This is a genomic window from Sedimentitalea arenosa (assembly GCF_016428585.1).
Taxonomy (GTDB): domain Bacteria; phylum Pseudomonadota; class Alphaproteobacteria; order Rhodobacterales; family Rhodobacteraceae; genus Sedimentitalea; species Sedimentitalea arenosa.
In genome coordinates, this window is the sequence record NZ_JAELVR010000015.1 from 1 (window position 1) to 14,282 (window position 14,282).

The following is a 14,282-nucleotide window of genomic DNA, read 5'->3' on the forward strand; positions in this document are numbered from 1 at the left end:
CTCACCGGCCTCGCCATCGCGCCCGACACCATGATCGCCGACCTGCACGGCACCAAGGACTACCGCGCACATATCGTCAAAGTCATGACACAACGCGCCGTCAAAAATATCTCGTGAGCGCGGTGTAAAGATCATCCCCGCTCGGACTCGGGCGGGGATGTTGATGCGGGTCAAGGACAGGCATCCCGCCATCACTCAGACTCCCCATGAGTATCAACTTGGGGAGAACGTGATGGCCGAATACAAGAGACAGACACCGCAAACCGCCGCCACCATCGCAGACGCGATCGCGCAGATGCAGCGCTTTGGACTGCAATCTATGAACTGGATGGGCGCCGGTTGGGTCGAACGCATGAGCGATCTGAACAGCGAGGCGCTTGCGTTTCTGTCGGAACGTGTGAAGCAGGATGTCGAGCTTCAGCACAGGCTGCTGCATTGCAAGACCATCGAGGAAATGCAGCACGTTCAGGCCGAGTTCCTGCAGACGGCGATCGACCAGTACACCGAGGAAACCGGCAAGATGATCGACATGGCGGGCCTGCAGGCGCAACCGGACGAGTAGAAGCGGTCGTCCCGCACCGTCTGTTAGAACCAAAAAAACGAAACGCCCGGCCTGTCGGTCGGGCGTGTGGTTTCACGTACCGTGAGCCGGGTGGTCTACTTGTTCGGTAGCGGGCCGATCAGCATGATCATCTGGCGACCTTCCATTTTGGGGAAGTTCTCGACGCGGCCGATTTCCTTTGTGTCTTCCGCAACTCGTTCGAGCAATTCACGGCCCAGATTCTGGTGTGCCATCTCGCGGCCCCGGAAGCGCAGCGTGACTTTGACCTTGTCTCCGTTCTCGAGAAACTTGAAGACGTTGCGCATCTTGACGTTGTAGTCGTTCACGTCGGTGTTCGGCCGGAACTTCACTTCCTTGATCTCGATGATCTTCTGCTTCTTGCGTGCTTCGGCCTCGCGCTTCTGGGTCTCGTACTTGAACTTGCCGAAATCCATGATCTTGCACACCGGCGGATTGGCGTTGGGCGAGATCTCGACAAGGTCGAGGCCGGCTTCTTCGGCGAGGTCCATTGCACGGGCGGGTGATACGACACCGACGTTTTCGCCATCGGCACCGATCAGTCGGATCTCCGGGGCGCGGATATTCTCGTTCACGCGCGGGCCGGTATCGCGGGTCGGCGGCGCGTTGTGGGGTCTGCGGGCTATGGTTTTGATCCTTTGGCTGTTTCAGGGTTTTGACGCCGGACCGTAGACCGGCGCAGTCGGCGATTCAAGCGATATGCACTGTGAATCGCGGGTTTTGGCATCTGGTTGGCTGTGATCGGGCTGTAGACCGGGGAGGAGCGATGTCATTCAGTCCGGTCCGGCCAAGCCACGCGTCGGAAGCGGCGAAAAACCGACGCTCCGACCCACGCGCTGCTCAATCCAGGAACGCCTTTTCAACCACGTATTGCGCAGGCTTGGAATTTGCGCCTTCCTCGAGCCCATAGCCTTCCAGAAGCTCCTTGATCTCGAGGTTGAAAGCAAGGTTGCCGCAAACCATGGCGCGATCGGTGTCCGGGTTGATGGGCTCTACCCCGAGATCGGCATAGACCCTGCCCGAGCGCATCAGGTCGGTGATCCGGCCCATGACGGGACTCTCTTCGCGGGTCGTGGTCGGGTAATAGCGGATCTTGTCGAGATTCTCCTGCCCCAGCAATTCGATCATCATCTCGTCGGACTTGAGATCCTCGATCAGTTGGCGGCCATATTCGAGTTCCGCCACCTCGCGGCAAGTGTGGGTGATGATGACCTCGTCGTAATCCTCGTAGGTCTGGGGTTCGCGCAAAAGCGAGGCGAAGGGCGCAAAGCCCGTGCCGGTCGCGAAGAACCAGATCCGTTTGCCCGGCAGCAGGGCATCATGCACGAGCGTTCCGACCGGCTTTGGGCGTAAGATGATCTGATCCCCGGGCTGGATATGCTGCAGCTTGCTGGTCAAGGGGCCGTCCTGCACCTTGATCGAGTAGAACTCCAGTTCGTCATCCCAAGCGGGACTTGCGATGGAATAGGCACGCAGCAGCGGCTTGCCGTTGTCGCCCAGAAGCCCGATCATCACGAACTCACCCGAACGGAAACGCAGGCTCTGCGGGCGCGTCACTCGAAAGGAAAACAGCCGGTCCGTCCAGTGTTTGACCTCAGTCACGGTCTGGGCGTCGGGCAGGGTGGGCGTCTTGACGGGGGTGGCGTCGGTCGCGGCTCGGGTCACGGGTGTCATCTCTGTCATCTATTTCTCTGCCGGTCAGATAAACCGACACCTCTGGTTAATCTTTGACTCAGGTCAGGGAAAGGGGACTTAGCCGCGCAGGCGTGCCTGATAATCGTGGTCTCGCCAATTGGCGCGGTCCAGCCATTGCTCTTCGGGCTGACGGGCGGCGAGATCGTCTTCGATCTCGACCTCGTCAAAGCCTGACCGGCGTGCCATCGCGTACTGGTCGGCCAGAACGTGTCCTGCGGCGCGCAGGCGGCCCGTGTACCCTCTCAGGCGCAGTTGTCGCGCGATGGTAAAGCCGCGCCCGTCGGCGAAACCGGGGAACCTGACGCGGATCATCGCGAGACTCGGGGCGAGTGGCACCTCCGCCGGGTCGGTATCCGGTGCAAGGTCGAGAGACAGAACGTCGTTCGCCGTCTCGCCGAGGGTGGAATAGCCGCGGGTCCAGTCGTCCTTGCCGAACCCGGTGTCGGTTACGATCACTGTCATGTCTCTGCTCCTGTGCGGACCATGCGTCCGTTCACGAAATGAATGCCGCATTCGTCCTTGTCCTGGTTCCGCCAACGCCCGGCGCGGGCGTCTTCGCCTGGGGCGACCTGCGAGGTGCAGGGGGCGCACCCGATCGAAGGATATCCCCGCGCCACCAGGGGATGCCGTGGTAGGCGGTTCTCGTCCATGTAGGCCTGCACGTCCTCGGGCGCCCAATGCGCCAGCGGGTTGATCTTGATCCGCCCGGTGCCGTCCTCGATCTCGAAGAACTGGAGCGCCGCGCGGCTGCCCGACTGGAACCGCTTGCGCCCGGTGATCCAGCCGTCAAAGTCGCCGAGGGCGTGGTTCAATGGTTCGGTCTTTCGCAGGGCGCAGCAGGCATCGGGATCGCTCCGGTGCAGGGTTCCATCAGGATCGCGCGTGATGATCTCCTGGCTGCGGATGATGCGCAGATTGCGAAGGTCAAGCCGTTCGGCCAGCTCCGTCTGATAGACCAGCGTCTCGGTAAACAGCATCTCGGTGTCGATGAAGAGGATCGGTGTCGCGCGGTCAATCACCGCCGCCATGTGCAGCAGCACCACGGATTCCGCCCCGAAACTCGACACCAGCGCTATCCGCTCCGACCCCTGCAGCGCTCCTTGCAGGACCGAGGTTGCACTGTGGTGGCGAAATCGGGCGTTCAGAGCGTCCACGCGGCTGCGCAGCGCGGCACTTTCGACCGGTGCTTTGTCCGACAGGTCCAGCATCTGCACTACTCCGCCGCCACCGCTTCCGGGGGGTAGAGCGCCGTCTTGAACGGCGCCAGACCAACCCGGCGATAGGTTTGCAGAAATGTCTCCTCAGCGTCGTCGCGCAGGTCGAGATAGGCATAGACCAGCCGCTCGATCGCCGGGATGATCTCTTCTGCCGAAAACCCGGGCCCGGCGCGCTCGCCGAGCGTTGCGTCTTCGGACCCGTCGCCGCCCAGAGTGATCTGGTAGTTCTCGACACCGGCCCGATCCAGTCCGAGAATTCCGATATGGCCGACATGATGGTGCCCGCAGGCGTTGATGCAGCCCGAGATCTTGATCTTGAGCGCACCGATCTCATGCTCGATCCTGAGTTCGTCGAACCGCGTGGCGATTTGCTGCGCGATAGGAATTGACCGGGCAGTGGCAAGGGCGCAGTAATCCATGCCGGGGCACGCGATGATGTCGCTGATAAGCCCGATGTTTGCGGTCGCCAGCCCGGCCGATTTCAGCGCCGCATGCAGCGCGGGCAGGTCGGATTTATGCACGTGAGGCAGCACCACGTTCTGCTCGTGGCTGATGCGCAGTTCGTCATGGCCGTAGGTTTCTGCCAGATCGGCCATCACGCGCATCTGCTCTGCCGTGGCGTCTCCAGGTGTCGCCCCATGCGCCTTCAGGCTGATCGAAACGATGGCGTGATCCGGATCGCGATGAGCGTCGAGATTGGTGTCGGCCCAACTGCGGAAAAGCGGATCGGTGCTGTAGGCGGCGTCGTAGGCAGTGATCGAAGCCTTTCGCAGGGTGGGTGGCGCGAATGCCGCCTCGATCTCTGCAAGCTTGGCCTGGTCCAACCCGGTGAAGGTGGGGCGGATGCGCTCGAACAGCCGTTCGACCCGGTCGCGGATCGTGTCGATGCCATGTTCATGAACGGTGATCTTGATGCGGGCCTTGTACTTGTTGTCGCGCCGACCAAGCAGGTTGTAGACGCCCAGCACAGCCTCGAGATAAGGTAGGAGGTCGGCACGGGGCAGGAAGTCGCGTATCACCTTGCCGATCATCGGCGTGCGCCCGAGGCCACCGCCGACGATCACGCGAAAGCCGATCTCGTCTTCCTGCCGCACGATCTGAAGTCCGATGTCATGCGCCTTGATCACGGCGCGATCGGTCGCGCTGCCGGTCACGGCGATCTTGAACTTGCGACCCAGGAACTGGAATTCCGGATGGTCGGTCGACCATTGCCGGATCAACTCGGCCACCGGGCGCGGGTCGATGATTTCATCCGCCGCGGCGGCAGCGAAATGGTCCGCCGTCACGTTGCGGATGGTGTTGCCGCTGGTCTGGATCGCGTGCAGCCCGACCTCGGCCAGCGCATCCAGCATGTCCGGAATGTCGCGCAGCTTTGGCCAGTTGTACTGGATGTTCTGGCGGGTGGTGAAATGGCCGTAACCCTTGTCCCAACGTTCGGCAAGATAGGCCAGTTGGCGCATCTGGGCGCTGTTCAGCGTTCCATAGGGGATGGCCACCCGTAGCATGTAGGCGTGCAGTTGCAGATAGACCCCGTTCATCAGCCGCAGCGGCTTGAACTCGTCCTCGGTCAACGATCCGTCGATGCGCCGTTCCACCTGGGCGCGGAACTGGGCGTTACGTTCTGCAAGAAAGGCGTGGTCGAATTCGGAATAGGTGTACATGAGCAGTCCCTTTCGGAGGCCGCCGTTGCCGGCGGTCTGTCAACGGTGAAACGCTGGTTGTGTCAGGTCGACGCGGCCGGGCGCTCAGCCTGTTTTCCGTGCGGATAGTTCGAGGGACCTCGGCGCCGGAAATCCTCGCGGAAGTGAACCGGCTCGATCCCAGCGCGGGTGGCGGCGACATCGGCGAGGTAGGCTCCGACGATCTTACCGGGCTGGCGCTCGGCATTCAGCAGGCGCAACTGTGCGTGAGCCTCGTCGGTGATCAGTTCGGCCTTCGCGAGGTCGCGAGTCCAGTCGTCATCTGCAGTCTGATAGATCACGTCGCCATCCATAAGGTCCGAAGCGGTGACGACCTTGGGGGTAAATTCACGAGGCATCAGGCGATTTCCTTGCTCTGCACGGGGTGGGTGGTCGGATGGGCGGGGCGCTGCGCCGCGCGCGGCGAGAGCCCGAACAGGGTCAGGACCGGACCTTTCAGCGCCGCTGCGTCAAGCGATTCGGACAAGTCCGCGAGGGTGGTCGCGATGACACGCTGATCCGGCCGGGAGGCGTTTTCCACAAGCGAAACCGGCGTTGCGCCCGATGCACCGTGCATCATCAACCGCCCCCGAATGAATCGAGCCGACGATTTGCCCATGTAGATCGCGGCGACCTCGCCCGGACGCGCCAATGCCGCCCAGTCGTGATCGGCGAACCCGCGTGTGTCGTGACCGGTGAGCAGTCGCACCGAGGCATTGCGCCCCCGCCGGGTCAGGCTCTGCCCGATGGTGGCGACCGCAGCCGAAGCCGCCGTGATGCCGGGCACGATGCTCCAGGCGATGCCGGCAGCGTCGCAGGCTTCGATTTCCTCGTCGAGCCGACCGAAGACCGTGCTATCGCCCGATTTCAACCGGATTACGCGGGCGCCTTCGCGAGCATGGTTCACGATGAGGTCGTTGATTTCCGCCTGCGGCGTCGACGGCCCGAACGCGGTCTTGCCTACGTCGATCTGAAGCGCATGTCTGGGCGCGAGGGCGAGAACATCGCTGCTGATCAGGCGATCGTATAAAATGACCTCGGCGGATTTCAGGGCGTCTGTCGCGCGCACGGTCAATAAGTCGGCGGCACCCGGGCCGGCGCCGACGAAGACGACATGACCTGCCTGCGGCGCTGGCGAGCGCCGGGCACGTTTGAACAGGGGTCGAAGCGGTTTCATGGGTGACTCGGATTTCGACTTTGGTCTTGGGTTCTTTGCCAACATAGGAAATCTTCCCGTCATTTGACCATATGCCTTGCAAGAAAAGGAAAAGTGTTCCATCTGATGGCGGTTTTGGAACGAAATCATGTGGTGGAGGCGCGTATCGGAATGTCGGTGCGGATTGATGAAACGGACCGGAAAATTCTGGTCGAGCTGCAAAAGGACGCCAGCCAGTCCCTGGACGAGATCGCGAAATCGGTCGGCAGTTCCAAGACGCCGGTCTGGAACCGGATTCGCAAGATGCGCGAGGCCGGGATCATTGGACAGCAGACGGTGATCCTGGATGCCGAAGCGTTGGGGTTCGAGGCCTGCTTCTTCGTGCTGATCCGAACCTCGGAGCATGATGCAGCGTGGCAGGCGATGTTTTTGAAGGCGCTGCGGGACCGACCAGAGGTGCAGGAGGCGCATCGGCTCGCCGGTGACATCGACTATATCCTCAAGGTGCGGGTGCGAAACGCCCGCGCCTATGATGCCTTCTATCAGGCGTTGATCTCGGAGGTGCGGGTCCACAACGTCACGGCGCTCCTGTCGATGGAGGAGATCAAGTCCACCAGCATGTTGCCGCTTTAGGCTCGGGCGCCGCGGCGATGTTCTATGGTCAAGGCGCTGATCGATTTGCTAGGACGGTCGACATGACAGCGTCGCGCCTGAAACGCCGGTGGATCGTCCTGGGCTTCATCCTCGCGGTGGCGGCCCTGGCGGGTGGCGTTTGGCGTTATGGTTATCTGCAGGCGTTGGAGCAGTTGGCGCGCCGCGCCGAAGCGGACCTGGCGCTCGCCAGCGATCGGCTCGACACCCAGTTGAAGGTCTACCAAGAACTTGCGGTGCTGGTGTCCGACCACCCGATGATCGAGGCGGCGACCACCTCCGCCGACATGGCCGACCTGAGCGCAGTGCTTCTTGAAATCGCCGACAAGACCTCGGCGCTGGATGTCGCCTTCGCCAATGCACGGGGCGAGGTGCTTGCGTCGGCGAACGGGCTGACCCCGGCAAACCTGTCCGATGCGCCTTATTTCCGGCGGGCCATGCAGGGTGCACTCGGCAGCGATCACGGTATCCGAACTCCGCTCAGCCGCCGCGCCTATTTCTACGCGGCGCCGGTCTTTGCTCGGTCGGGCCGGGTCGACGGGGCGGTGATTGTCGTGGCGGATGTGGAGGGCATCGAGCAGTCCTGGCCGGGCAGTACTCCGGCGGTCTTTTTCACCGATGTGAATGACGAGGTGTTCTTCACGAACCGCTCCGAGCTGCTGTTCTGGAAACGTCCGGCTGCGGGACAGGGCCTGGTTCCACCGGCCGGTGCGGCTCGGCCCTTCTCGGCCGACATGGTCGGATCGCACGAGATCTGGTCACTGGATTGGGGCCCTTACCTGCCGCGCCATGCATTGCATCTGAAACGGGATCTCCCTGTGATCGGCCTGACCGGAGAGATCCTTGTCGACGCGGCTCCGGCGCTGCGGCTTGCCGGTTTGCAGGCAGGCGCGTTGACTGCGATCTGCCTGGCGTTCGGAGCCTTGCTGTTTCTCGCGACCGAGCGCCGCCGCGCCCTCGCCACCGCCAATGCCGTGCTGGAAAGCCGCGTGGCTGAACGCACCCGCGCCCTGTCGGCCACGAACACCCGCTTGCTACGTGAGGTGGCCGAGCGGCAGGAGGCCGAAGCCGCCCTGAAACAGGCCCAAGCGGACCTGGTGCAGGCCGGCAAGCTGAGCGCGCTGGGTCAGATGAGCGCGGGCATCAGCCACGAACTGAACCAGCCTCTGATGGCCATTCGGTCGTTTGCGGAAAACGGTACGCAATATCTCGACCGTGGGCGCGCGGACAAGGCGGCCGAGAACCTCGCGCGGATCTCGGACCTTGCTCGGCGTATGGGCCGCATCATCCGCAATCTGCGCGCCTTCGCCCGGCAGGAGAGCGAGGCCGCGGCCCGCGTTGATCTCATCGGCGTGCTGACAAGTGCCATCGAGCTGACCGAAACGCGCTTGCAACGCGACGGTGTCCGGTTGCATTTCACGCCCCCCGCCCACCCGGTCTGGGTGCGCGGGGGCGAGGTCCGCCTGGGGCAGGTCTTCGTCAACCTGATCACCAATGCGGCGGATGCGATGGACGGCGCTGAGCACCGCGATATCCAGATCGAGCTGTCCACCGAAGTCCCGGTCACCGTCACGGTGCGCGACACGGGTCCGGGACTCGATCTGCCCGACAAGGTCTTTGACCCGTTCTATACGACCAAGGCTGTCGGAGCGTCCGAAGGCATGGGGCTTGGCCTGTCGATTTCCTATGGCATCGTGCAGAGTTTCGGCGGGGTCATCCGCGGAGAGAACGCCCCCGATGGCGGAGCCGTCTTCACGGTTCAACTTGAGGCCTGGCAGGAGGAACGTGCCGCATGACTGGCCTTAAGCGGGTGCTCTTGGTCGAGGATGACGTGGCGGTGCGAGAGGCGCTGGCGCAGACGCTAGAATTGGCCGACCTCTCGGTCATCACGACCGGTTCGTTCGTTGCAGCCAAGGATCACATCACCCGGGACTTCGAGGGGGTGATCCTGTCCGACATCCGAATGCCGGGGCGCGACGGCTTTCACCTCCTGCGTCATGCGCGCGATGTGGACGAGAACCTGCCGGTTGTTCTGCTGACCGGGGAAGGTGACATCCCAATGGCGGTGGCCGCGATGGAGCAGGGGGCGTTCGATTTTCTCGAGAAACCCTGCGCGCCCGCCGACCTTGTCGCGGTGCTGCAGCGCGCCCTCTCGGCGAGGCAGTCGGTGCTTCAGACGCGAACGGAACGGCGGCAGGCCGAAGCCGGCGACCCGGCCGCCAGGATGATCTTTGGCGTCTCTGACCTCGCCGAGTCATTGCGGGAACGCGTTCGGCGCTTTGCGCAGACGGAAACCGCGGTGCTGGTGTCCGGCCCGCCGGGCAGCGGCGTGTCCAAGGTGGCCGAGGTCATCCATTTGTGTTCGCCCCGCGCCCGCAACGCATTCGTGAAACGCGCAGCCGACGGGTTGCAGCGGGATGCGCTTGCCGAGGCACTCGCGGCGGCGAAAAAGGGGTCTCTGTTTCTCGACGAGATCTCTCATCTTCCGGCGGACACGCAGCTGGCACTGATCGAGGTGCTCGACGCACGGCCTGAAACACGCGTGATGGCGGGAAGCACCGTGTTGCTGAACCCGGAGGGCATAAACAGCGAGCTGTTCTATCGGCTGCAGACAACGTCGTTGCGCATTCCGGCGGTCTCCGAGCGGCCGGAGGATATCCCGATCCTGTTTCGCCGCTATGTCGACCAGGCCAGCGAACAGGCGGGGCTGACGCCGCCCGACATCACGCCGGACCATATCGCCGGCCTGATGGCACAGGAATGGCCCGGCAATGCACGCGCCTTGATGAGCGCGGCAATGCGCTTCGTGCTGGGCGTGCCCGAGGATTTGGGTGGAGCAACCGACTTGGGCCTTGCCGAACAGATGGCCCGCGTCGAGCGCTCGCTGCTTGTCGCCGCACTGGCCAGGCATGGGGGACGGGCGAGCGAGGCTGCGCGGGCGTTGAAACTGCCGCGCAAGACTTTCTATGACAAACTGACCAAACACGGGATTCGCCCGGATGAATTCCGCTAGGTGATCTGTGCGGATTTCCGCACAATACGTCCAAGGCTCGTGCGAAAACTCGCACAGATGCCAAGGGTTAGGTATCGTATCGCTTAAGCTTTTGATTTCAACTTTCTGGTATTTATAGATTATTCTTTCTGTTGCCTTGCGCCATCACAAAGAGTTGAGAACTCGATCCGGTTCGGCTTCACTCCGGCCAACGCGCTCGACAGGGCGCGGACTTCGGGGCGCGACCTCGTCAATCATGACCAAATCGGGAGGAGAGACCGATGAAACTGATCACCGCAGCCGCCACTTCCATGGCTCTGGCTCTAAGCGCAACCGCTGGCTTCGCGGCCTGTGACGATGGAGAGATCGTCGTCAAATTCGCGCATGTGACCAACACCGACAAGCACCCCAAGGGCATCGCCGCATCGCTGTTGCAGCAGCGCGTCAACGACGAGATGAACGGCGTGATGTGCATGGAGGTGTTCCCCAACTCGACGCTCTACAACGACGATCAGGTGCTCGAGGCGATGCTGCAGGGCGACGTGCAGATGGCGGCGCCCTCGCTGTCGAAGTTCGAACAGTTCACCAAGGTGTTCCGCATCTTCGACCTGCCGTTCATGTTCAAGGACATCGCGGCGGTGGATGCGTTCCAAAACTCCGAAACCGGGCAGGCGATGAAGGAGTCGATGACCCGCCGCGGCCTGCTGGGTCTGGCCTTCTGGCACAACGGCATGAAACAGATGTCGGCCAACAAGCCGCTGCTGCTGCCGTCGGATGCCAATGGCCTCAAGTTCCGGGTGCAGAACTCGGATGTTCTCAAGGCGCAGATGGCCGCACTTGGCGGTTCGCCCCAGCCTATGGCGTTCTCGGAAGTCTATGGCGCGCTGCAGACAGGTGTCGTGGACGGTCAGGAGAACACATGGTCCAACATCTACGGACAGAAGTTCTTTGAAGTGCAGGATGGCATCACCGAGACCAACCACGGCATCATCGACTACATGGTCGTGACCTCGACCGACTGGTGGGACAGCCTGGACGGCGCGGTACGCGACCAGTTGGCAACCATCGTCACCGAAGTCACCGAAGCCCGCAACGCCGAGAGCTTCAAGGTGAACGAAGAAGCCAAGGCGGCGATCATCGCGGCAGGCGGCGAAGTGCGCCAACTGACGGCCGAGCAACGCGCCGCATGGGTCGAAGCCATGAAGCCGGTCTGGGCCGAGTTCGAAGGAGACGTGGGAGCGGACAACATCGCCGTCGCCCAGTCCTTCAACGCCACCAACTGAGCGCGGTACTCGCGCCGGGGCGGTCCCTTTCGGATCGCCCCATCCTTTCATCACATTTCCGGACTGGGGGCCGTTTGCCATGTCGTCTCGATACGAGCCGGACAGCCTGCTTGGTCGTGTGGTCAACGAACTCGAGGAAACCGTGATCGCGGTGATCCTCGGACTGATGACCCTGATCACCTTCATCAACGTCGTCTTGCGCTACGGTTTCAACACGGGACTGATCTGGGGCCTCGAAGCCACGTCGTTCCTGTTCGCCTGGCTGGTGCTTTTCGGGGTCAGCTACGCGGTCAAGGTCACCGCCCACCTGGGCGTGGACGCCGTTCTGAACCTTCTCTCGCCGCCAACACGGAAAGTGCTGGCTCTGATCGCGGCGGGCGTTTGCGTGATCTACGCGATGCTCGTCATGAAAGGGGCCTGGGACTACTGGGCGCCGTTCGCCGGGCTTGATGCGACCACCGGGCGCTGGTTCCCGACCGGGTTCGCGGACTCGCGCGACCAGGCCTGGTACGAGGTGGTCGACATCCCGTTCCCGGAATGGCTGCGCTGGATCGAGCCGATCATGAACGAGGGCGAGCATTACGAGAAGTTGCCCCGGTTCATACCTTACGCGATTCTGCCGTTCGGCGTGGCCTTGCTGCTGTTCCGGCTGATCCAGGCCACGGTCCGGATCGCACGCGGTGACGCCACGGGCCTGATCGTCAGCCATGAAGCCGAAGAAGCGGTCGCCGACGTGCGCCACATGAACGCGGGAGATTGATCGCATGGAAGTTGCCGTTCTTTTCCTGATGGTCATTGGCCTGATGCTGATCGGGGTGCCGATCGCGATCAGTCTTGGCATGTCCTCGATCATCTTCCTGCTGGTCCTCAGCGACACGTCGCTCGCCTCGATCGCTCAGACGTTGTTCCAAGCGATGGCGGGGCATTACACTCTGCTGGCCATCCCGTTCTTCATTCTCGCGTCCTCGTTCATGTCGACGGGCGGGGTGGCGAAACGGATCATTCGGTTCGCCATTGCGATCGTGGGACATTTCCCGGGCGGCCTGGCCATTGCGGGCGTTTTCGCCTGTATGCTCTTTGCCGCGCTTTCGGGGTCATCTCCGGCCACCGTCGTCGCCATCGGATCAATCGTGATCGCCGGGATGCGGCAGGTCGGCTACTCCAAGGATTTTGCCGCCGGGGTGATCGCCAACGCCGGCACGCTCGGCATCCTGATCCCGCCCTCGATCGTGATGGTGGTCTATGCCAGCGCGACCGACGTGTCGGTTGGTCGGATGTTTTTGGCTGGCGTCATCCCCGGGATCATGGCCGGCACGATGCTGATGGTGACGATTTACCTGATCGCCCGTGTCAAGAACCTGCCCAAGGGCGATTGGCTGGGCTGGGGCGAGGTCTTCGCCTCCAGCCGTGACGCGGCCTGGGGTCTGTTCCTCATCGTCATCATCCTGGGCGGTATCTATGGCGGTATCTTCACCCCGACCGAAGCGGCGGCGGTGGCGGCGGTTTATGCGTTCCTGATCTCGAGTTTCGTCTATCGCGACATGGGCCCGCTCGCGACCAAGGAGGGCGAGCGCAACCTGACGCTTTTGGACAAGCCCATCGCGCTGATCACGGCCTTCTTTCACCGCGACACGCGCCACACGCTGTTCGAGGCCGGGAAACTGACGGTCACGCTGATGTTCATCATCGCCAACGCGCTGATCCTCAAGCACGTGCTGACCGACGAGCAGATTCCGCAGCAGATCGCCAGTTCCATGCTGGCCGCAGGGTTCGGCCCGGTGGTGTTCCTGATGATCGTCAACGTGATCCTGCTGATCGGCGGGCAATTCATGGAGCCCTCGGGTCTGATCGTGATCGTCGCGCCTTTGGTCTTTCCGATCGCCATCGAGCTGGGGATCGATCCGATTCACCTCGGGATCATCATGGTGGTCAACATGGAGATCGGGATGATCACGCCGCCCGTGGGGCTGAACCTCTTCGTGACGTCGGGTGTCGCGGGCATGCCGATGATGCGGGTCGTGCGCGCCGCACTGCCGTTCCTCGCTGTCCTGTTCGTGTTCCTGATTATCGTGACCTACGTGCCGATCATCAGCACCTTCCTGCCCAACACCTTCATGGGCCCGGAAATCATAGTCAGGTAGCGCGCTACCGCGTATTCCAGACATTGAAATCAGGCAGGCGCCGCTCCGTTCCCGGGGCGGCGCTTGTTTTAGCGGGCCGCTTCCAGGGCCGCGATGATCGGGGAGAAGTCGTCTGCTGCAAGGCTCGCACCGCCGACCAGCGCGCCGTCGACGTTGGGGATCGCGAAGATCTCGGCCGCGTTGGCACCCTTGACCGACCCGCCATAGAGCAGGCGCATCGCCTCGGCGGTTTCCTGTCCGAACCGCTCGCGCAGGCGGTTGCGCATGAAGGCATGGACCTCGGCGATTTGTGCTGCATCGGGAACGCGCCCGGTGCCTATGGCCCAGATCGGCTCGTATGCCAACATTGTGGCGCTCCCGTCGAGCGTGTCGGGGAGCGAGCTGGCCATCTGTCCTCCGATCACGTCGAGCGTGGTCCCGGCCTCGCGCTCGGCCAGGGTCTCCCCCACGCAGATGATCGTGGCGAGGCCAGATGTGAGAGCGGCTTCGGCCTTGGCGCGCACGATGCCGTCGGTTTCGCGATGGTCGTGTCGGCGTTCGGAATGGCCGACGATCACGGCGCCGGCCCCCGCATCCCGCAGCATCGGGGCGGCGATGTCACCGGTATGGGCGCCGCTCTCGGCGGCGTGGCAGTCCTGACCGCCGATCCGGATCGAACTGCCCTCCACCGCGCGCGCGGCGCGTTCGATCAGGGTCGCCGGGGGACAGATCAGGATGTCGACGCTCGGATCGGAATGGCGCTGGGCCAAGTGTGTGAGCATGGCGATATCCGCTCCAGTCCCGTTCATTTTCCAGTTTCCAGCCGCGATTTTCCTGCGCATCATCTGCTCCTGTGCCCCGAACTGCGCTTGTGGTAGCATCCACAGAGGGGGCCGACAATCGACGGCA

Annotated in this window: 15 protein-coding genes; 7 read left to right on the forward strand and 8 right to left on the reverse strand. The window is 62.8% G+C overall.

Annotated features, from left to right (window positions below):
- The first annotated feature begins 232 nt into the window (after positions 1-232).
- Complete coding sequence (locus JF290_RS18530; protein ID WP_199026395.1) at positions 233-562, forward strand: phasin family protein; 330 nt, start codon at positions 233-235, stop codon at positions 560-562.
- Between the two features lie 95 nt (positions 563-657).
- Here JF290_RS18530 and infC read toward each other — a convergent pair whose 3' ends face one another.
- The 7 genes from infC to cobA all read right to left on the reverse strand — a co-directional run bounded on the left by infC (position 658) and on the right by cobA (position 6,348).
- Positions 658-1,155, reverse strand: a complete 498-nt coding sequence (gene infC / locus JF290_RS18535) for a translation initiation factor IF-3 (protein ID WP_328701294.1) — start codon at positions 1,153-1,155, stop codon at positions 658-660.
- 265 nt (positions 1,156-1,420) lie between these two features.
- Positions 1,421-2,263 (reverse strand): ferredoxin--NADP reductase, encoded by an 843-nt coding sequence (locus tag JF290_RS18540; protein ID WP_199026396.1) that lies wholly within the window; start codon positions 2,261-2,263, stop codon positions 1,421-1,423.
- Between the two features lie 69 nt (positions 2,264-2,332).
- Entirely contained in the window at positions 2,333-2,737 is a 405-nt protein-coding gene (locus JF290_RS18545) for a DUF934 domain-containing protein (protein WP_199026397.1), read from the reverse strand.
- Positions 2,734-3,483: a phosphoadenylyl-sulfate reductase gene (locus JF290_RS18550; protein ID WP_199026398.1), complete on the reverse strand. Its 750-nt coding sequence runs from the start codon at positions 3,481-3,483 to the stop codon at positions 2,734-2,736. Before JF290_RS18550 ends, JF290_RS18545 begins: the two co-directional genes overlap by 4 nt.
- Positions 3,484-3,488: 5 nt before the next feature.
- A complete protein-coding gene (locus JF290_RS18555) occupies positions 3,489-5,153 on the reverse strand; it encodes a nitrite/sulfite reductase (RefSeq protein WP_199026399.1) in 1,665 nt (554 codons plus the stop codon).
- Positions 5,154-5,215: 62 nt separating this feature from the next.
- Complete coding sequence (locus JF290_RS18560) at positions 5,216-5,530, reverse strand: DUF2849 domain-containing protein (protein WP_199026400.1); 315 nt, start codon at positions 5,528-5,530, stop codon at positions 5,216-5,218.
- Entirely contained in the window at positions 5,530-6,348 is an 819-nt protein-coding gene (cobA, locus tag JF290_RS18565; protein WP_328701296.1) for a uroporphyrinogen-III C-methyltransferase, read from the reverse strand. The genes JF290_RS18560 and cobA overlap by 1 nt, the downstream gene beginning before the upstream one ends.
- 150 nt (positions 6,349-6,498) lie before the next feature.
- On the opposite strand from cobA, the gene JF290_RS18570 reads away from it, so the two are divergent.
- The 6 genes from JF290_RS18570 (at position 6,499) to JF290_RS18595 (ending at position 13,394) form a co-directional block, all read left to right on the forward strand.
- Entirely contained in the window at positions 6,499-6,960 is a 462-nt protein-coding gene (locus tag JF290_RS18570) for an Lrp/AsnC family transcriptional regulator (protein ID WP_199026401.1), read from the forward strand.
- A gap of 62 nt (positions 6,961-7,022) precedes the next feature.
- The gene (locus tag JF290_RS18575) at positions 7,023-8,774 is read left to right on the forward strand and encodes a sensor histidine kinase (protein WP_199026402.1); all 1,752 of its coding nucleotides are present in this window, start codon (positions 7,023-7,025) and stop codon (positions 8,772-8,774) included.
- A complete protein-coding gene (locus JF290_RS18580) occupies positions 8,771-9,991 on the forward strand; it encodes a sigma-54-dependent transcriptional regulator (protein ID WP_199026403.1) in 1,221 nt (406 codons plus the stop codon). Before JF290_RS18575 ends, JF290_RS18580 begins: the two co-directional genes overlap by 4 nt.
- Before the next feature lie 260 nt (positions 9,992-10,251).
- Complete coding sequence (locus JF290_RS18585) at positions 10,252-11,253, forward strand: DctP family TRAP transporter solute-binding subunit (protein ID WP_199026404.1); 1,002 nt, start codon at positions 10,252-10,254, stop codon at positions 11,251-11,253.
- 79 nt (positions 11,254-11,332) lie between these two features.
- Positions 11,333-12,013 carry a TRAP transporter small permease gene (locus JF290_RS18590; RefSeq protein WP_199026405.1) on the forward strand — a complete coding sequence of 227 codons (681 nt, stop codon included), beginning with the start codon at positions 11,333-11,335 and terminating at the stop codon, positions 12,011-12,013.
- Between the two features lie 4 nt (positions 12,014-12,017).
- Positions 12,018-13,394, forward strand: coding sequence for a TRAP transporter large permease (locus tag JF290_RS18595; RefSeq protein ID WP_199026406.1), 1,377 nt, complete (start codon positions 12,018-12,020; stop codon positions 13,392-13,394).
- Positions 13,395-13,462: 68 nt separating this feature from the next.
- On the opposite strand, the gene tpiA is transcribed toward JF290_RS18595, so the two are convergent.
- Positions 13,463-14,215 carry a triose-phosphate isomerase gene (gene tpiA, locus JF290_RS18600; protein ID WP_199026407.1) on the reverse strand — a complete coding sequence of 251 codons (753 nt, stop codon included), beginning with the start codon at positions 14,213-14,215 and terminating at the stop codon, positions 13,463-13,465.
- Positions 14,216-14,282 lie beyond the last annotated feature (67 nt).